This window comes from Nocardia terpenica, from assembly GCF_013186535.1.
Classification (GTDB): Bacteria; Actinomycetota; Actinomycetes; order Mycobacteriales; family Mycobacteriaceae; genus Nocardia; species Nocardia terpenica.
On the sequence record NZ_JABMCZ010000003.1, the window covers coordinates 1,229,408 to 1,247,287 of the forward strand.

The following is a 17,880-nucleotide window of genomic DNA, read 5'->3' on the forward strand; positions in this document are numbered from 1 at the left end:
GCGGGCCGCCGCCGGTGAGATGGACCCTCACCCCCGACCAGTTCGCGCTGGCCTGGGAGCGGACCGACGGCGATCGAATCCCGTACCCGCTCGCCGTGCGGTTGTCGGCCCGCGACAGCCGGGAGCGCACCGCCCAGCTCCCGGAACTGAACGAATGGTGTTCGCGCACGCTGGATCCCGACCTGGAGGCGGCGCTGCGGGTGCTGGCGCGTCCGGCCGTGCGGGTGGAGGTGTTCGGGCAGCACGGGGCGAACACCGATGCCCAGCCGGTGCGGGTGCTGGGTGCGGCGGCCGGGCACGTCACCGTCGTCGCCGCCCAGCGCGCCGGTGATCTCGCCGACCGCGGGGCCGAGGTCCGGCTGTTCGTCGGCACCCCGAAAACCCTTGCGGCCCGGGTTGTCTCGGTTCTCCCGGAGAACACGGTGGGGACGACGCCGCGGCACACCGCCCCGCTGGCGCGCGTGCGCGAGGACAGCCGCGACCTGGTCACCGTTCCCGTTTCCGGGCCGTCGACCTCGGCGCGCATCCGCCGCCTGCTCAAACAACCCCGCACCGGGATCGGGCAGATCGTCGTCTCCGCCCGCCGCGCCGACGACACCCTGCGGCCCACCGGCGTGCTGTGCTGGATCGATGTCGTCGGCGACGGCCGCTACGCCGTCCGCACCCGCACCGATGTGGACGTCATTCCGGTGACTGCGGAATCGTTCGCCGCGCAGCTCCGTCCGATGATCGCGGCGGCGGAGCGTGTCGTCGACGACGCCCGCGCCTGGTGAGCGGGGCGCGAAGTTGATCTTGGTCGTACGCCCATAATTTATTTACCCGGCCAAGAATTCTACAGTTCACAATTCCTCGGCGATCGCGAACCGCATATGGCATTTCCTCACGAAGTGGTATATTTTCACACCCGAGCCGGTCATGCGATGTGTGCACCGATTCCTGGTCGGCGCAATGCTCGACCGGTTGGCTGGCGAGGTAATTCTCGATAAGCTCGACAGCGCTCGACCCCTAACGACCCGATCGAAAGTGAGGTTCGACCAGTGGGACAGCACAAAATTCGAGTAATTGCACTCTCCGCTCTGGCCGCCGGAGCCCTCGCCCTGGGCTCGATACCGACCGTGGCCGCGGCGCAGGAGCCCGCCCCAAAGGTCCCGGGCGGCGGCCTGTCGTCGGGCAGCAGCATGCCGGGCGGCGGCGGTAAGGGGGGCGATAAGACGGGGGCCGGGCACAAATCCGTAATTATGTCCTCCTTTTTGAGCCGCACGGCCGAACCCTCGGGCGGTAATTCAGGAGGCACTTCCGGTAATTCCGGCGGGGGTAATGGGGCGAGCGGCGGCGCGCAGCAGCCGGGAGCTGGCGCGAATAGTGGCCAGAGCGGTGGCGCCGGTGCGAATAGTGGCGGGAACGGTGGCGCTGGCGCGAATGGCGGCGGGAACGGTGGCGCCGGTGCGAATAGTGGCGGGAACGGTGGCGCCGGTGCGAATGGCGGTGCGAACGGCGGCACTGGTGCGAACGATGGCGCGAATAGCGGGACCGGTGCCGGTGCGAATAGTGGCCAGGCCGATAACTCGACCGGCAAGTCCGGTAACTCCACCGACCCGAATAGTGGTGGCGGCAGCGGGAACGCCGGTGGCCAGGGCAATGGCACCGGCAAGACCGGTAGCTCCGCCGATCCGGGCGGTACTGGGGATGGCATCGAAGCCGGTGCCCAGGCGAAGAACGGCAACGCGTCCTCCAACGCGACCAGCGGCAACTCGTCGGCCAGCTCCACCTGCAAGTGCGGTGGCGGCAATAGCGCGGGTGCCACCGGCACTGCCGGTGCGGCCGCCGGAAACAATGCCACCGGAAGCACTCCGGCCTCGGCCGGTGGCACGGCAGCGAGCGGCAACACCGGAATGTAGCCGATCACGGCTCGTGACAGGGCGGCTCGGTCCACGACCGGGCCGCCCCGTCGTGTCGGCCCGAGCGATTCATCGCAGCAGGGCGATGACCTCCTCGTCCGCCAATTGGTGGAAATCCCGGTACGCGCCGCCAACACCGCCGAGAACGTGCGGGATCAGCGGGCACACGATGTCGTCGGCCAGCGGGCGAATGCGCCGGATCGCCTCGCCGGAAGACACCGGTACGGCGACGATGATCCGGCGGGGCTCGTGCAGCCGGGCGATCTCGCAGGCCACGGCGACCGTCGCGCCGGTGGCCATGCCGTCGTCGACGAGCACCACCACGCGATCCTTCAGCGGGATCGGGGGGATCTCGGCCCGCAGAATCCGTTGGCGACGTTCGAGTTCCGCGGTCTCGGACTTCTCCACGGCGGCGACCTGATCGGGCGTGACGCCGGTCTGGCGGAGCACGTCGTCGTTGCGCACCCGGGCCCCGCCCTCGCCGATCGCGCCCATCGCCAGCTCCGGCTGCCACGGCACGCCGAGCTTGCGGACCAGCAGAATGTCGAGATCCCCGCCGATCACCGACCGCACCGCCGCGGCCACCGGCACCCCGCCCCGCGGCAGCCCCAGCACCAGCGGATCCGACGCCCGCAGGTGCATCATCGATCCACCCAGCGCGCGACCGGCGGCCATCCGATCGGGGTAGAGCATCAGGCTCCCAAACTACGCCCACTTGCTCTCGTCGGTATAGCCGTTCGGCCGCGTGCCAAACCGTCGCGGCGGTTACTTCGGCTCGATGGTGAACCGGCGCAGCGACAGGCTCGGATTGGTGCTGCGGATCCGATCCAGGTGATCGAGGTCGATGCGCGCGGTGGCGATGCCGGTCTGCTCGCCCAGTTCGGCGAGCACGGAACCGGCGGGATCGACGATCGTCGACGTGCCCGCCCCGCGGGGTGCGGCGTGATCGGCCGCGGCCACGTACACGGTGTTCTCGATGGCCCGGGCGTGCAGCAGCGTCCGCCACTGCTCCACCTTCAGCGGGCCCGGAATCCATTGCGCCGGAACGACCAGCACGTGCGCGCCCGCCGTGGCCACCCGCCGGCAGCCCTCCGGGAATCGCACGTCGAAGCAGGTTTGCAGGCCGAACGTCACGTCGCCGACGGTGAACGTGGCCGGTTCCTCGATCGGCCCCGGCAGCAGCACCGCGGACTCACCGCCCCCGAACGCGTCGTACAGGTGCACCTTGCGGTAGACCGCCACCAGCTGCGCGTCCGGATCGGTCACCACCAGCGTGTTGTAGACGCGCCCGGTCTCCGCGCCGCCCGGCGTCTCCACCACCCCCGCCACCAGGTGCACCCCGAATTCGGCCGCGAGACCGCGTAATTCGCCGACGAACGGACCGGTCAGCGGCTCGGCCGCGGCCACCGCCCGCTGATCCAACCGGCTCACCGCGAACATCGTGTACTCCGGCGCGATCACCACCCGCGCCCCGTGCTCGGCGGCGTCGCGCACATGCTCGCGCAGCATCGCGAGGTTGGCGCTCTTGTCGGTGTAGGGCGCGAACTGGACCACGGCGAGGTCGACCGACCGCTTCGCCGCCGCGGCGGCCGCCGGGTCGCCCACCGCCTCCGCCTCGAGCGCGGCCATCGCACCCGCCAGCGGACCGCCCGCCTCGACTGTGGTCGAATAGCTGATCACCGCGGCCTCGGCGCCGCCGGTCGCGCCGGAATCGCCGCTGGTGACACCCGGTGCGGCGGCGGTGGCGGGCGGATCGGACGGCACAGCGGAGCTGCCGGAGCCGGAGGTTGAGACGGAGCGCACGCTCGGCTGCTGCGGTTGCATACGTCTCACCGTATTGGGCCGATGGTCGGAGTGACCACCGCGAGGCTCTAAAATGCTGGTCAATATGAGTAACTCACCGGTCGACAACGTTTCCACCGACGATGAGAGGGACGTAGCCGGCCCGTCCTTCGCCGATCTAGGCATCGATGACCGCCTGTTGGCGGCCATCGCCGACGTCGGCTACGAATCACCGTCGCCCATCCAGGCAGCGACCATTCCGCCGCTGCTGTCCGGCGCCGACGTGGTCGGGCTCGCGCAGACCGGTACCGGCAAGACCGCCGCGTTCGCCATCCCGATCCTCATGGGCCTGGAGGGCAAGGGCAAGGCCCCGCAGGCGCTGGTGCTCGCCCCCACCCGCGAACTCGCGATCCAGGTGGCCGAGGCGTTCGGGCGTTACTCCGCGCACCTGCCGGGCGTGCACGTGCTGCCGGTCTACGGCGGCCAGAACTACGCCGTGCAGCTGTCGGGGCTGCGCCGCGGCGCGCAGGTCGTGGTCGGCACCCCGGGCCGCGTCATCGACCACCTCGAGCGCGGCACGCTCGACCTGTCCCAGCTGCGCTACCTGGTGCTGGACGAGGCCGACGAGATGCTCAAGATGGGCTTCCAGGAGGACGTGGAGCGCATCCTGGCCGACACCCCGGCCGACAAGCAGGTGGCGCTGTTCTCGGCGACCATGCCCGCCGCGATCCGCAAGATCTCCAAGCAGTATCTGAAGGATCCGATCGAGATCACGGTCAAGGCCAAGACCGCCACCAACACCAACATCACCCAGCGCTGGGTGATGGTGTCGCATCAGCGCAAGCTGGACGCCCTGACGCGCATCCTCGAGGTCGAATCCTTCGAGGCGATGATCATTTTCGTGCGCACCAAGCAGGCCACCGAGGAACTGGCCGAGAAGCTGCGCTCGCGTGGCTTCTCCGCGGCCGCCATCAACGGTGACATCGCGCAGAACCAGCGCGAGCGGACCATCGGCCAGCTCAAGTCGGGCGCCCTCGACATCCTGGTCGCCACCGACGTCGCCGCCCGCGGCCTGGACGTGGACCGCATCTCGCACGTGGTCAACTACGACATCCCGCACGACACCGAGTCCTACGTGCACCGCATCGGCCGCACCGGTCGCGCGGGCCGCACCGGCGAGGCGCTGCTGTTCGTCGCGCCGCGCGAGCGCCGCCTGCTCGACGCCATCGAGCGCGCCACCCGCCAGCCGCTCACCGAGATGCGGCTGCCCAGCGTGGAGGACGTGAACGCGCAGCGCGTGATCAAGTTCCACGACGCCATCACCGAGAACCTGGCCTCGCCCAATCTGGCCCTGTTCCGCAAGCTGATCGAGGACTACGAGGCCGAGCACAACATCCCGCTGGCCGATATCGCGGCCGCGCTCGCGGTCGGCGCGTACGACGGCGACAACTTCTTCATGGAGCCCGAGCCGGAGCCCGAGCGCCGCCCGCGTGATCGAGACCGCGACCGCGATCGGGACCGCCGCCGCGAGCCGGGCGCGCCGTCGCATCATCGCGGCACCGGCGCGGAGCTGGCGACCTACCGCATCGCGGTCGGCAAGCGGCACCGCGTGGTGCCGGGCGCGATCGTGGGCGCCATCGCCAACGAGGGTGGCCTGCGCCGCAGCGACTTCGGGCACATCAGCATCCGCCCCGACCACAGCCTGGTCGAGCTCCCCGCGGATCTGCCCCAGGAAACGTTGGATGCGTTGCGCCGCACCCGAATCAGCGGCGTGCTGATCCAGCTGCAGCTCGACCAGGGCCCGCCCGCCCACCGCCCCTTGAGCCGCGGCCCGCGCCGCGACGGCGGTAAGCGGACCGAGCGTCGCAAGCCTCGGGCGTAGCCGCCGTCCGGCCGGTTGCCCCGGGGCCTGCGCAGGGCCGACCATAGAACGGGATTCCTCGGAGGGGAGGTTGGTCGGTGCGGTATCGGGTGCTGGGTGGAACCGGGTTGCGGGTCTCCGAAATGTTCCTCGGGGCAATGACTTTCGGTGAAGAGGGCGACATGGGTGCGCCGCTCGCGGAATGCCGGGAGATGCTGGAGGTGTACGCGGAGGCCGGTGGGAACGTCATCGATACGGCGATCAACTACCGGGGCGGTCGCAGCGAGGAATTCGTCGGCGAGTTGCTGGCCGGTCGGCGCGACCATTTCGTGCTGGCCACCAAATACTCGGTGACGCGAGATCCCGCCGATATCAACGCCGCCGGTAACCACCGCAAGAATCTGCGGCTGTCGCTGGAAACCAGCCTGCGCCGGTTGCGCACCGACTACATCGACCTGTACTGGGTGCACATCTGGGATCGGCACACGCCGATCGAGGAGACCATGCGCGCCCTCGACGACGCGGTGCGCTCGGGAAAAGTTCTGCACATAGGCATTTCGGACGCACCGGCCTGGATCGTCGCGCAGGCCAATACCTTCGCCGATCTGCGCGGAATGGCCGCCTTCGCCGGATTGCAGGTGCCCTACAGTCTGCTCGAGCGCGATATCGAGCGCGAATTGCTGCCCATGGCAGCGGCTTTCGGGCTGACCGTGGCGGCCTGGAGCCCGCTCGGCGGCGGCGTGCTGACCGGCAAGTACACCCGCCCGGAACCCGGCGTGCCGACCCGGCTGTCCCCGTCGGCCGTCGGCCCGCACGAGCTGGCCGTCGCCCGTGTGGTGCAGCAGGTGGCCGACGAATTCGGCTGCACACCAGCGCAAATCGCGCTGGCCTGGACCCGGGCGCGCACCCCGGCCGTGCATCCGATCCTCGGTGCCCGCACGGTCGACCAATTGGAGGACAATCTGGGCGCGGCCGGTCTGGCGCTGCCCGCCGAAACCGTCCGGCTCCTGGACGCCACCACTCGTTTCCGTCCGGGATTTCCCACCGAATTCATCGAGCGCAGTAGCGGTTATGTGTTCGGCGAACGGGACGAACTGCTCGACGATTGATCCGATCGGCTCGAAAATCATCGGAGTAATTCGGCCCATCCGCATCCGGCATCGCAACGAATCTCCCGGTACCTGAAGTTTCGAATCGAGGTCGGGAGGTGTGCTTGTGAGGGATTGGCAGGGGTTGATCGATGCGATCGATCGCGAGATTCACCGCGAAGAATCGCCGTTCCGCACCGGGAAACGCAACCCTGGCGCGACCGAGCAGGTGATCCGTGCGGCGGAGCGGCGGCTCGACTTTCGATTCGACCCCGTCTATCGCGAGTACCTGACGCACGTCGACGGCTGGGTGCAATTCAATGCGGTGGAGGCGAGCCTGTACGGCCTCGACGAACTCGGCGCCCCGGCCTGGGCCGGGGAGCAGTCGATTCTCGCGGAATGGTCTCGGGAGTATCGCGAGGTCGTCGTTCCCCTCGGCATGCCCGACCTCTCGGACATGCTCCTGGTCGGCGGCAGCGCCCAGATCGGCTTCTACATGCTGCTGGTCCCGCCCGCCGCGAGCAGCGCGGCCGGACGCGTCGTCGAGCTCACCGACGAGCCGCAGATCCACGCCGACTTCCACGCCTACCTGGAGAAGGAACTGACCTTCTGGAAGTTCTGCAACGAGCCCGAGGACGACTAGCGCGGCCCGGTGCCGCGGCGCTGGCGGAGCCGGTCGGCCCGGGCGCGCAGGGCGGCGTCGAGCAGTTCGGTGGTCTCGTGCGCCAGGGCGCGCATCTCCCAGTCCGCATCCAGCAGCGCCCCGCGCACCGAGCGATTGGTCCGGCCGAGCCGCCGAGCCGCGACCTCCCGCACCTCCCGCGCCAGTTCGGAGAGCCCGGCCACCTCCTCGGTCAGCAGCCGCGAGCACGTCCGCGCCAGGGCGGACCTCGATATTCCAACGGTCGACGAACCCATTGTGTCCCACCTATCGCCCGGCCAGTGTACAAGTGTTCACCGTTCCCGGTAGCCTACCGACCCGATGGGCGCGGGGCAACGGGACGCGGTCAGCACTGGAAGACTTGTCCCAGGGTTTGTTTCGGGTCGGCACCCTGGTCCTGCAGGCAGCCGAACGGGACTATGCCCGCGTCGTTCATTCGGACGCCGGATTTCGCCGCGGCGTGGATGCAGACGAGGCCGGTGGGGTCGATGCGGCAGGTGTAGTCCCTGACGGTGATGCGGTTTCCGTAGGGGAGGACCGCGCCCGTGCCGCGGATGAACGGGCCCGGGTCGCCGTGCAGCGAGCCGACGGACAGGGCGGCGCCCGAGTAGTCGATCCAGTTGCCCACCCAGTTGCCGTTCTCGCCGCCGGATGGACGCCCCGGCGGGTTCTTCAGATCGACCAGGCAGCTCAGACTCCGATCGCCGTCCTGGAAGTCGGTGGTGCACTTGATCTTTCCGGTGGGACTGGCGAAGGCGATGTCGCCGTTGAGCGGCGTGGCCGTGCCGTCCTCGGCGGTGACGGTGCCGTACCGCGCGGAATCGGCCGGAGAACCGGCCCGCACCCACGCGGCGACCTCCGCCACGGGCGCGCCCGGCGAAGGCGGCACGGCCGCAACCGAACTGGTCGGCGCCGCCGAACCGGAGGTGGTCGGAAGGGCGGCCCCGGGCACCGGATGCGGCTCACCGCTCTTGGTGAGCGAACACCCGGCGACCAACAGAACGAGCACCGTCAACACCGCGATTCGCATGCCGAACACCATAGGTGGTGTGATCGCCACCGGCGCAATGCCGGAGCGTGCGCGGCCTTGGCCGCCTGGATGGTCGGGGCCGAAATGTGGCCGGAGGACCCGGAATTCGGGGATGGTCCGGTCGGACGATTATGTGCTTCCCTCCACTTTCACTATATAAGGCACCGGGGGGCTTGCGGCAAGGCCCGGGTCGTGCTGCACAATCGCTGGCCGAAGCTGGAAACCTGCGGAAATGGGGGGTTGTGAATTGATCCGGGAGTACGACGACGAATTGCGGTTCGAGCGGAGCCGGGTGGCCGGGCTCTATGCGCGGCTCGATGCCGAGCGCGCGCGGGTGCGGGGCCGGTATCGCGCCGCGCTGCGGGGGAACGGCGAATCGCCCATGGAACGCGACGTTGAGGTGCGTGCGCTGGCCAAGCAGGTGAAGCGGCTGGATGTGGCGGACAACGGGCTGTGTTTCGGTCGGCTGGACGCGGTGTCGGGCGAGCATTCCTATATCGGGCGGATAGGTATTTTCGACGAACAGAACGAGTACGAACCGCTGCTGCTCGATTGGCGGGCGCCCGCGGCGCGCGCGTTCTATGTCGGCACCGCCGCCAGCCCGGAGAACATGCGCCGGAGGCGGCAATTCCACACTCGCGGACGGCAGGTGATCGATTTCACCGACGAGATCTTCGGCCGCCCGGGTGCCGGTGAGCGCGGGGACGCGGCCCTGCTCGCGGCGGTGAACGCGCCGCGCGGCGCCGGGATGCGCGACATCGTGGCGACGATTCAGGCCGAGCAGGACCGGATCATCCGGCTCGACCATCCGGGCGTGCTGGTGATCGAGGGCGGTCCGGGCACCGGGAAGACCGTGGTGGCGCTGCACCGCGTCGCGTATCTGCTCTACACCGAGCGGGAACGGATCGAACGCCACGGGGTGCTCGTGGTCGGGCCCAATCCGGCCTTCCTGAACCACATCGGCCGCGTGCTGTCGTCGCTGGGGGAGTCCGATGTGGTGTTCATGACCACCGGCGATTTGGCGCCCGGCCTGCGCGTCACCGCCGAGGACACCCCGGAGGCCACCCGGATCAAGGGTTCGCTGCGGATCCTGGATGTGCTCGCGGCGGCGATCGCCGATCGGCAGCGGCTGCCGGAACATCCGGTGCCGATCCGGCTGGCGGATGTCACGCTGCGGATCGACGCCGAGACCGCCGAGTGGGCCAGGGAGGAGGCCCGCGCGAGCGGGTTGCCGCACAACGCCGCCCGCGCGGTGTTCACCGAGATCGTCACCTATGTGCTCACCGAACGCGCGATAGCCCGGATCGGCCACGGCTGGCTGACCCGCGACGACCGCGAATCGTGGGAACAGCTGCGCGAGGACCTGCTCGAGGAGCTCGCGACCGACGACGCGTTCACCGCCGCGCTCGACGAGCTCTGGCCGGTACTGACGCCGGAGGCGCTGCTGGCGTCGCTGTACACGTCGCCCGAGCGGTTGCGCGCCGCGGGCGGCGACCCGGCCCTGCTGCGCGCGAACGGCGACGCCTGGACCGTGCCGGACGTGCCGCTGCTCGACGAACTGGTCGACCTGCTGGGCAGCGAGAAGTCGGCGGTCCGGTCGGCCGAACAGGAACGCCGGGCCGAGGCCGAGTACGCCGCCGGGGTGCTGGACATCCTCATCAGCCGCGAGGATCTGATGGACGACGAGGACCACCTGCTGGCCCAGGACCTGCTCTACGCCGAGGACCTGGCCGATCGCTTCGTCGAGCGCGACACCCGCGAACTCGTCGAACGCGCTGCCGCGGACCGGGATTGGACCTACCGGCACGTCGTGGTCGACGAGGCCCAGGAGCTGTCCGCGATGGACTGGCGGGTGCTGATGCGGCGCTGCCCGAGCCGATCCTTCACGGTGGTGGGCGATCTCGCCCAGCGCCGGTCGGTGGCCGGGGCGACCTCGTGGGGCGCGATGCTGGATCCGTATGTGCGCGGCCGCTGGGTCTACCGGTCGCTGTCGGTGAATTACCGCACCCCGGCCGAGATCATGGCCGTCGCCGCCGCCCTCCTCGCCGACTTCGCCCCCGCCGTCCAGCCCCCGGAATCGGTCCGCGCCTGCGGGGTCCGCCCCTGGTCCCGACGGGTCACCGAGGCCGAAATACCCGCCGCCATCGAGGAATTCGTCCGGGACGAGGCGGGCCGCGAGGGCACCAGCATCGTGATCGGCCCCCCGGGCGTGCCGGGCACGGTCCCGCCCTCGGACACGAAGGGCCTGGAATTCGACGCCGTCCTCGTCGTCCACCCCGACCGCATCCTCGCCGACGGCCCCCGCGGCGCCGCCGAACTCTACGTAGCCCTCACCCGCGCCACCCAACGCCTCGGCGTCCTACACCTGAACCCGCTCCCCCAACCCCTGTCCACCCTCGCCCCCGAACCCGACTCGGCCGCACCACACATCCCGGGACGCGCGGCGACGCCGCTGTAGGCCGGATCGACGAGTCCCATAGACATCCGCGCCCCTCACCGCAAGAATGGCGAGAGCGTCTTCTCACCGGAGAGCCCCCAGGGCTTTCGAGGGCTTCGGCCTCACCGGACGGTTTCTCGGTGCCGAGTGGCATCGAGGAGGTGGGAGTCGGTTCCCGACTTCGGTGAGGTGTGTCTTGATCTGTTCGGATCTGCGTCGGTATCCGCGCGTCATCGTGATCGGTGCCGGGCTCGGCGGGCTGTGCCTGGCACAGGGTTTGCGGCGATCCGGGATCGATGTGGCCGTCTATGAGCGAGATGTCAGTGCGGCCGTGCGCTCGCAAGGGCATCGGCTGCACATCGATGGGCGTGGTCGGTGGGCACTGGCCGAAACTCTTCCACCGCGGCTGTTTTCGCTGCTCTCGTCGATCGTGGGGCGGCCGACGCCGACCGTGAACGGTTTCGACCAGACGCTGCGGCCCACGGGCGTGTTCGCCGTCGACGACCCGGTGTCGGACCATGACATGCCAGCGCACACGGTGGTCGATCGTCGGGTGTTGCGGCGGATTCTGCTGACCGGACTCGATGAGGTGGTCCATTTCGGTCACAGATGCATCGGGTACGAGTGTCGGGGAGACACGGTGATGGCGCGATTCGCCGACGGCGGTACCGCCACGGGTTCGGTGTTGGTGGCCGCGGATGGTGTCGGATCGGTGATTCGGGCTCGGCGGCTGCCGCACGCGCGAGTCGTGGATTCCGGGATACGCCTGATCTACGGGCGGGTGCCGTTGACCTCCGAATTGCGTGGGGCGCTACCGGAAGTCATGTTCAGTGTCTTCAATTCCATTGTCGGACCGGGGCATCGGTTCGTCGGCATCGCGCCGGTGCAGTACCTCGAACCACCGCATGTCGCCGCGTCTCGGCTGGCGCCCGAGGTCGCGCTCGAACCGGCCGAGGACGGGCTCGCCGTGATGTTCGGCCGCCGCCTCGATCGCCTCGGGCTCTCCGATCGAGAGCTCCGCGCCGCCTCCGGTCGGCAGCTGCGCGACCTGGTGCTCGACCAACTCCACGGGTGGAATCCCTTGGTGACCCGCGTCGTTCGGGATTGGACGCCGTCGACCGTCCATCCGATCACCGTCCGCAGCAGCGTGCCGATCCCACCCTGGCCGACCTCGAACGTGACATTGCTCGGCGACGCGATTCATGCCATGAGCCCGGCCGCCGGGGCGGGCGCGAACACCGCCCTGCACGATGCCGCCGCCCTCGCCGCCGCACTGACCGACGCCGCCGACGGCCGCCCGCTCCCGGACGCGCTCGGTGCCTACGAGCGGTCCATGACCGAAGCAGGCTTCCGCATGGTTCGTCTCTCGGCAGCCAATGGCACACGAACTCTCGCGGCGGATCCGCTGCCCGAATAGCCGGGTCAGCGGATTGCGACCACCATGGCGTCGGTGATCGAGCGCCAGACTACGCCTGCTTCCAGGAATCCGGCGCGGCGGAGGTGGGTGACGTGCCAGGTGGGGGGATGTTGGATGCCCTTGATGTGGGCGTCGAAAATGGTGCGGCTGGCGGCGAATTCGTCGGTCAGGGCGGGGTCGGCGGCGACCAGGGCCCACCATTCGTCCCAGTCGAGGGCGCCGAGGGCACGGGCGCGTTCCTGATTGGCGTTCTGGATGATCTCGTCGACGGCATTGAGCATGGGGGTTTCGGGGTCGGGCATGTGGTCGGCGTTGATGAACACCCCGCCGGGACGCACCAGTCCGGCCAGGTCCGCGTACAGGCGGGACAGGGGTTCGGGCTGCATCCAGTGCAGGGCGGTGGCGGTCAGCACCGCGTCGAAGGGCTCGGCGGAGAGCTGGTCCATCCAGCGCGGTTCGGACAGGTCGGCGGTGACGAATACGATCCGGGAGTCGCCCTCGAAGGTGCCCTTCGCCATCCGCAGCAGCGTCGGATCCATGTCCACCGCAACGGAATTCGCCTCGGGCAGGCGCGCGAACAGGCGCTGGCTGATGGTGCCGGTGCCGCAGGCCAGATCCAGCACCCGGGGGGCCTTCCCGGCCACCGCCTGGACGACCTCGAGCATTACCCGGAACCGTTCCTCGCGATCGGGCATGTACAGCTCCTGCTGCCGATCCCAACTCCGCTGCCACGACTCCCAGTCCACGAAACCTCCTTGTTCGATGATCGAGCGCGCGGTCGGGCGGCCGGGCGCGGAGCGAAAGCCAACCTGCCGGTCGCCGACTTCATCAGAGGAATACGGTGATCCCGGCCGAATTCGGGCACGTCAGCGGCGGAACGGGATCAAGTGGGGGTAACCATACACGCGATGACCCGGATCGTCGGCTCCGCTCACCGGAAGCGGCGGACATAGCGCCGCTGCCAAGGGGTTTCGACGGCGTGCGGGTGGTAGTGGGCGCGGACGTAGGACACCGCCTCGGCGGCCGGGACGCCGTCCAGGACCGCCAGGCAGGCCAGGGCGGTCCCGGTCCGTCCGCGGCCGCCGCCGCACGCGAACTCGACGCGTTCGAAGGCGCTGCGGTGCAGCGCCTCGGCCAGGGTGACCCGCAGCCGAATATCGCTGCTGGGCAGGCGGAAATCGGGCCAGCGCAGCCACTGCGACTCCCAGTCGACCGGCGGCGGCGTCTTGCCGAGCAGATAGACGCCGAGGGCGGGACGGGGGCCGTCGGGCAGCGGGTGGCGCAGGCCGCGGCCGCGGACGCGGCGGCCGGAGGGCAGCCGCAGGATGCCGGGAGTGTCCTCCGGCCAGAGTTGCTCGTCGGCGGTCACGGTGCCTGCCCTTCTACGCGATGGTCGGTTCGAACTCGTAGTCCACGAGCGTGCGGACCGGTTCGAATCCGATCGCCCGATAGATCTTGTTGGACGTCGGATTCTCCACATCCGCGAACAGGCAAACATCGGAGCCCTTGGCGCGCAGCCGCTTCGATACCGCGGCGGTGAGGGCGCTCGCGTAGCCGTGGCCCCGCGATTCGGGCGGGGTGAACACCGAGCCGATGCGTGCCCACCCGTAGCTGGGGCCGGAGTGGACGGCCATGGCGACCGGTCGGCCGCCGTCCTCCCACAGCCACCAGCGTCCCGCCTCGATGCGGGCGCGAATCCCGGTCGCGGACATGCCGACTCCGACCTCCCGCTGCATGTCCCGTTGCCAGCGCACGCACAGGTCGAGATCGGATTCGGTGGCGGCGCGCAGGATTCCGGGCACCGCCGGAATCCGCAGCGTCCCCAGCCGATACAGGCGCGTGCTGAAGTCCACGCGAAACGCCCTGCCGGACAGGGCACGCCAGCGCTCGGCGAACACCAGGGCGACCCCGGGCGCACCCTCGACGCCGCGGGCGTCGGGCCTGCGTTCGGCGAATTCGGTGGCCAGCTCGGCGATTACGGGATCGGGCACCTCGCCGAGAAAGACGTTGTGCGCGCCGGACTGCATGGCGGCCCCGAGGACCAGCCCGTCGCTGTGCACCGATGCCCACAGCGCCGACTCGTCCGCCACACCGCTGAGCACATTGTCGACGGCGGTGGCGATGACCGTGTGGCGCAACGGGTCACGCGCCAGGAAGCCTCCGGCGCGGCGGCGAAACTCGGCCGCGTCGTCGGTCACCTCGATCCTCATGGTCGACCACGATAGGCGGGTATCGCGCCGTGGCCCACCGGTTTTCGGCGGCGACGATCAGGCCGAGCCGTGGCTGTCGGCGCGCAGCTTCAGCAGGATCAGACCGGCCGTGCAGGCGAGAATCAGCCCGGCGACGGTGATTTCGACGCGTAGACCGGCGATGCCCAGCACGGTGGCGACCAGCCCGACCAGGAAGATGAACCAGGCTGCGACGCGGGAGACGGTCGCCCAACCGGTGCGAGTGGATTCGGTTGCGCCCGAATCGCTCTCCGACACCGCGTGCAGCGGGGACGTCGAGTATGCTCCCATCACTACTCCTCGATGACGCCCCACCGAGATCCGCGAATCACGCAGTGTGCCTCAGTACTATTCGGGCGTCTCACGTGTAACTTTGCTCACACGTTACGTTGTCGTCGCCGAATCCTCATCCGACACGTGGGCGCGACACGCCGAAGTGACCATTTCGATATCTGAATCGAACCTGTTTGGGATACCGCGTCGGTATTTTGCGGTGCCGGTCGCGCTGGCTCGATTCGCCCGGACTGGATTATGGTGAGGCCGTTCGACACATTGAGGAGCACGACACCGATGGATGGCAGAAGGGCGGGCCTGACCGCCCGGGTGGCCGGACCGGCCGCCGCCGCGGGCGCGGTTTCGCTGGGTCTGGTGGTCATCGGGGCCTGCGGCCTCGGGCATCGAGACGTCTACGTCGCCCCGCCCCCGATCAACGCGGATCTTCAGGTGGCGCCCAGCGTCGGTCGCGGGTCCACCACGACTGCGGCCGTGCGGATTCCGCCGTCGCCCACCTGGCGCATCGCGGCCAAGACCACGCCCCGCGCCACCTCGGCGAGCGCCACCGCGACGCCCTCGGCGAGCGGCGCCTCCGGGTCCTCGACGCGGTCGACCACCTCGGCCACCCGCACCCCGACCGGAGAGTTCACGCTGCCCAGCCAGGCCGACCCCTTCGACGATCTGGACGGCGGGCCGACGACCACCAGGCGTTCCCGCCCGGACGCCCTCAGCCCGCCGCCGACCACCCTGTCGCTGCCCGCCCCGCCCCGAATACCCTCGGAGACAACGCAGATCGTGCCGGGCGACTACCCGGCGGACCAGGGCTGACTACAGCTCGACCAGCCCGTACCGGCCCACCCGGCGGCTGAGCACCCGCAGATGGTCGAGATCCCCGCCGAAGGTGCGGTCGATCGCGGTCGTCCGGGCGACGTAGTGGCTCACCGGATATTCGGTGGTGATGCCGATGCCGCCGTGCATCTGGATCGCCTCCCGGCCGATGTGGCGGGCGGAGCGGCCCACCTGCAGCCGGGCGCGCGAGGCCACCTCTGGATCGGCGAGGCCGTCGGCCAGCGAGGCGGTGGCGTAGTAGCTCATGCTGCGCGCCAGTTCCAGCGACACGTACATGTCGGCCGCGCGGTGGGTGAGCGCCTGGAACTTCGACAGCGTGACCCCGAACTGCTTGCGCGTCTTCAGATATTCGGTGGTCAGCCGCAGCGCCTCGGTCATCGCGCCGAGCGCCTCCGCGCACAGGGCGGCGTGGGCGGCCCCGATGGCCGAGGCGATCGGCTCGCTGGCCTCGCGGGTGTCGCCGAGCAGTTCGGCCGGGGCCGAGACGAATTCGAGCTGGGCGCCGCGGCGCTCGTCGAAGGTCCGGTACGGGCGGCGCACCACGCCCTCGGCGTCCGCGGCGATCAGGAACAGCCCGATCGCGCCGCCGGGCAGCTCCGCGCTCACCACCAGCTCGTCGGCGCAATCGCCGTGCCCCACCGGGTTTTTCACGCCGGTCAGGTGATAGCCGGTGCCGTCGGGATCGGGGACGGCGCGGGTCGACACCTCGGTCGCGGGCCAGCGCGACTCGGGCTCGTCGTGGGCGAAGGCCAGCAGCCGGGTCCCGGCCACCACCTCGGGAAGCACGCGCTGCCGCTGCGCCTCGGTGCCCAGCTGGGCGATCAGCCCGCCGGGCAGCAGCACCGCGTCCAGCAGCGGTTCCGGCGCCAGGCGGCGGCCGATCTCCTCCATGACGACCATGGTCTCCACCGGACCCGCGCCGGCCCCGCCGTCCGCCTCGCTGAAACCCAGTCCCAGCACGCCCATTTCGGCCAGCTGCGCCCACACCTCGCGGCTCCAGCCGAGCTCGGTGTCGAGCACCTTCAGCCGGGACTCCGGGTCGTAGGCGCGGGCCAGCAGGTCGCGCACGGTGTCGCGGAGCAGGACCTGTTCATCGGTGAGTTCGAAATCCATGGCGGCGCCTCACAATCCGAGGATGGTGGAGGCGATGATGGTGCGCTGCACCTCGCTCGATCCTCCGTAGATGGTGGTCTTGCGGTAGTTCAGGTAGCCCGGGCCGCTGCCCTGCGCCCAGTCCGGCGAGGCGATGCCCGCGGCGTCCACCGGCAGCGCGTCCGGACCGGCGATGTCCAGCAGCAGCTCGGTGACGGCCTGCTGCAGCTCCGAGCCGCGCAGCTTCAGCACCGAGGAGGCCGGATTCGGTTTACCCTCACTGGAATTGGCGACCACCCGGAGCAGGGTCAGTTCCAGCGCCAGCAGCTCGTTCTCCAGCTCGGCCACCCGCGCGGCGAACACCGGGTCCTCGAGCAGCGTGCCGGTGACCGACTGCGTCTGCGCCGCATACTCCTTCGCGACCGCCAGCCGGACCTTGGTGCGGCCCACGCCGGTGATGCCGGTGCGCTCGTTGCCGAGCAGGAACTTCGCGTAGGTCCAGCCCATGTTCTCCTCGCCGACCAGCTGATCGGCGGGCACCCGGACGTTTTCGAAGAAGACCTCGTTCACCTCGTGGTGCCCGTCGATCAGCTTGATCGGCCGGATGGTCACCCCGGGCGAGTGGACGTCGAACAGCAGCAGCGAGATGCCCGCCTGCTTCTTGGGCGCGTTCGGGTCGGTGCGCACCAGGCAGAAGATCCAGTCCGCGTACTGCGCCAGCGTGGTCCAGATCTTCTGGCCGTTGACGATGTAGGAGTCGCCGTCGCGGACCGCGGTGGTGCGCAGCGAGGCCAGATCCGATCCGGCGTCCGGCTCGGAGAAGCCCTGACACCACCAGATGTCCAGCGCCGCGGTCGGCGGCAGGAAGCGCTCCTTGAGCTCCTGGGAGCCGAACTGCGCGATGACCGGGCCGATCATGTTGGCGTTGAACGTCAGCGGCTCGGGCACGCACGCCAGCTGGAGTTCGTCCTCCCAGATGTGGCGCTGGATGGGGGTCCAGTCCTTGCCGCCCCACTCGGTCGGCCAGTTCGGGACCGCCAGGCCGTGCTCGTTGAGGATCTTGTGCGAGGTGACGATGTCGTCGCGGGAGAGTTCGCGGCCGAACTTCACCTTGTCGCGGATCTCCGCCGGAATCGTGGTCCGATAGAGCTCGCGCAGCTCGTCCCGGAAGGCCACCTCGTCGGGTGACAGGGCAAGTTTCATCGGGCGTCTCCCACCGTGTTGGATGTCCGCATCAAACTTACCTCCCGGTAACGCGGGGGCC

17 protein-coding genes are annotated in these 17,880 nt (G+C 69.7%); 7 read left to right on the forward strand and 10 right to left on the reverse strand.

Annotated elements, in window-relative coordinates:
• Window positions 1-14 precede the first annotated feature (14 nt).
• Complete coding sequence (locus HPY32_RS27280; RefSeq protein WP_067577026.1) at window positions 15-773, forward strand: ESX secretion-associated protein EspG; 759 nt, start codon at window positions 15-17, stop codon at window positions 771-773.
• Between the two features lie 1,194 nt (window positions 774-1,967).
• On the opposite strand, the gene HPY32_RS27285 is transcribed toward HPY32_RS27280, so the two are convergent.
• Together HPY32_RS27285 and HPY32_RS27290 are read right to left on the reverse strand one after the other, a co-directional pair.
• Window positions 1,968-2,591, reverse strand: coding sequence for a phosphoribosyltransferase (locus HPY32_RS27285; RefSeq protein WP_067577028.1), 624 nt, complete (start codon window positions 2,589-2,591; stop codon window positions 1,968-1,970).
• 72 nt (window positions 2,592-2,663) lie between these two features.
• Window positions 2,664-3,722, reverse strand: coding sequence for a carbon-nitrogen hydrolase family protein (locus HPY32_RS27290; RefSeq protein WP_309247550.1), 1,059 nt, complete (start codon window positions 3,720-3,722; stop codon window positions 2,664-2,666).
• Window positions 3,723-3,786: 64 nt separating this feature from the next.
• On the opposite strand from HPY32_RS27290, the gene HPY32_RS27295 reads away from it, so the two are divergent.
• The 3 genes from HPY32_RS27295 (at window position 3,787) to HPY32_RS27305 (ending at window position 7,272) form a co-directional block, all read left to right on the forward strand.
• A complete protein-coding gene (locus HPY32_RS27295; RefSeq protein ID WP_067584060.1) occupies window positions 3,787-5,562 on the forward strand; it encodes a DEAD/DEAH box helicase in 1,776 nt (591 codons plus the stop codon).
• A gap of 122 nt (window positions 5,563-5,684) precedes the next feature.
• Window positions 5,685-6,650 (forward strand): aldo/keto reductase, encoded by a 966-nt coding sequence (locus HPY32_RS27300; RefSeq protein WP_197696428.1) that lies wholly within the window; start codon window positions 5,685-5,687, stop codon window positions 6,648-6,650.
• A 106-nt stretch (window positions 6,651-6,756) separates the two neighbouring features.
• Window positions 6,757-7,272 (forward strand): SMI1/KNR4 family protein, encoded by a 516-nt coding sequence (locus HPY32_RS27305; protein ID WP_067577032.1) that lies wholly within the window; start codon window positions 6,757-6,759, stop codon window positions 7,270-7,272.
• Here the strand turns inward: HPY32_RS27305 and HPY32_RS27310 are convergent.
• Window positions 7,269-7,547, reverse strand: coding sequence for a hypothetical protein (locus HPY32_RS27310; RefSeq protein ID WP_067577034.1), 279 nt, complete (start codon window positions 7,545-7,547; stop codon window positions 7,269-7,271). The two genes, HPY32_RS27305 and HPY32_RS27310, sit on opposite strands and share 4 nt — an antisense overlap.
• An 89-nt stretch (window positions 7,548-7,636) precedes the next feature.
• Window positions 7,637-8,320, reverse strand: a complete 684-nt coding sequence (locus HPY32_RS27315) for a hypothetical protein (RefSeq protein ID WP_067584063.1) — start codon at window positions 8,318-8,320, stop codon at window positions 7,637-7,639.
• Window positions 8,321-8,552: 232 nt separating this feature from the next.
• On the opposite strand from HPY32_RS27315, the gene helR reads away from it, so the two are divergent.
• Window positions 8,553-10,778 carry an RNA polymerase recycling motor ATPase HelR gene (gene helR, locus HPY32_RS27320; protein ID WP_171983072.1) on the forward strand — a complete coding sequence of 742 codons (2,226 nt, stop codon included), beginning with the start codon at window positions 8,553-8,555 and terminating at the stop codon, window positions 10,776-10,778.
• A gap of 175 nt (window positions 10,779-10,953) precedes the next feature.
• The gene (locus HPY32_RS27325) at window positions 10,954-12,174 is read left to right on the forward strand and encodes an FAD-dependent oxidoreductase (protein WP_197696307.1); all 1,221 of its coding nucleotides are present in this window, start codon (window positions 10,954-10,956) and stop codon (window positions 12,172-12,174) included.
• Window positions 12,175-12,179: 5 nt separating this feature from the next.
• On the opposite strand, the gene HPY32_RS27330 is transcribed toward HPY32_RS27325, so the two are convergent.
• From HPY32_RS27330 to HPY32_RS27345, 4 genes are all read right to left on the reverse strand, one after another.
• Window positions 12,180-12,920 carry a class I SAM-dependent methyltransferase gene (locus HPY32_RS27330; protein WP_197696308.1) on the reverse strand — a complete coding sequence of 247 codons (741 nt, stop codon included), beginning with the start codon at window positions 12,918-12,920 and terminating at the stop codon, window positions 12,180-12,182.
• Window positions 12,921-13,105: 185 nt separating this feature from the next.
• Window positions 13,106-13,543: a protein-tyrosine phosphatase family protein gene (locus HPY32_RS27335; RefSeq protein ID WP_067577038.1), complete on the reverse strand. Its 438-nt coding sequence runs from the start codon at window positions 13,541-13,543 to the stop codon at window positions 13,106-13,108.
• Window positions 13,544-13,556: 13 nt separating this feature from the next.
• Complete coding sequence (locus HPY32_RS27340; protein ID WP_067577040.1) at window positions 13,557-14,384, reverse strand: GNAT family N-acetyltransferase; 828 nt, start codon at window positions 14,382-14,384, stop codon at window positions 13,557-13,559.
• 57 nt (window positions 14,385-14,441) lie between these two features.
• Window positions 14,442-14,693, reverse strand: coding sequence for a hypothetical protein (locus HPY32_RS27345; RefSeq protein ID WP_067577042.1), 252 nt, complete (start codon window positions 14,691-14,693; stop codon window positions 14,442-14,444).
• A gap of 279 nt (window positions 14,694-14,972) precedes the next feature.
• Between HPY32_RS27345 and HPY32_RS27350 the strand changes: the two genes are divergently transcribed.
• Entirely contained in the window at window positions 14,973-15,503 is a 531-nt protein-coding gene (locus HPY32_RS27350) for a hypothetical protein (protein ID WP_067577044.1), read from the forward strand.
• Here the strand turns inward: HPY32_RS27350 and HPY32_RS27355 are convergent, their stop codons facing one another.
• Window positions 15,504-16,637, reverse strand: coding sequence for an acyl-CoA dehydrogenase family protein (locus HPY32_RS27355; RefSeq protein ID WP_067577046.1), 1,134 nt, complete (start codon window positions 16,635-16,637; stop codon window positions 15,504-15,506).
• Between the two features lie 9 nt (window positions 16,638-16,646).
• Window positions 16,647-17,819, reverse strand: a complete 1,173-nt coding sequence (locus HPY32_RS27360) for an acyl-CoA dehydrogenase family protein (RefSeq protein ID WP_067577048.1) — start codon at window positions 17,817-17,819, stop codon at window positions 16,647-16,649.
• Window positions 17,820-17,880: the final 61 nt, after the last annotated feature.

Bases quoted from the DNA above. Each gene is read 5' to 3' on its own strand.
- HPY32_RS27360 (WP_067577048.1), bottom strand. From the start codon at position 17,819: ATGAAACTTGCCCTGTCACCCGACGAGGTGGCCTTCCGGGACGAGCTG.
- HPY32_RS27355 (WP_067577046.1), bottom strand. From the start codon at position 16,637: ATGGATTTCGAACTCACCGATGAACAGGTCCTGCTCCGCGACACCGTG.
- HPY32_RS27285 (WP_067577028.1), bottom strand. From the start codon at position 2,591: ATGCTCTACCCCGATCGGATGGCCGCCGGTCGCGCGCTGGGTGGATCG.
- HPY32_RS27340 (WP_067577040.1), bottom strand. From the start codon at position 14,384: ATGAGGATCGAGGTGACCGACGACGCGGCCGAGTTTCGCCGCCGCGCC.
- HPY32_RS27290 (WP_309247550.1), bottom strand. From the start codon at position 3,722: ATGCAACCGCAGCAGCCGAGCGTGCGCTCCGTCTCAACCTCCGGCTCC.
- HPY32_RS27350 (WP_067577044.1), top strand. From the start codon at position 14,973: ATGGATGGCAGAAGGGCGGGCCTGACCGCCCGGGTGGCCGGACCGGCC.
- HPY32_RS27345 (WP_067577042.1), bottom strand. From the start codon at position 14,693: ATGGGAGCATACTCGACGTCCCCGCTGCACGCGGTGTCGGAGAGCGAT.
- HPY32_RS27300 (WP_197696428.1), top strand. From the start codon at position 5,685: ATGTTCCTCGGGGCAATGACTTTCGGTGAAGAGGGCGACATGGGTGCG.
- HPY32_RS27315 (WP_067584063.1), bottom strand. From the start codon at position 8,320: ATGCGAATCGCGGTGTTGACGGTGCTCGTTCTGTTGGTCGCCGGGTGT.
- HPY32_RS27295 (WP_067584060.1), top strand. From the start codon at position 3,787: ATGAGTAACTCACCGGTCGACAACGTTTCCACCGACGATGAGAGGGAC.
- HPY32_RS27310 (WP_067577034.1), bottom strand. From the start codon at position 7,547: ATGGGTTCGTCGACCGTTGGAATATCGAGGTCCGCCCTGGCGCGGACG.
- helR (WP_171983072.1), top strand. From the start codon at position 8,553: ATGGGGGGTTGTGAATTGATCCGGGAGTACGACGACGAATTGCGGTTC.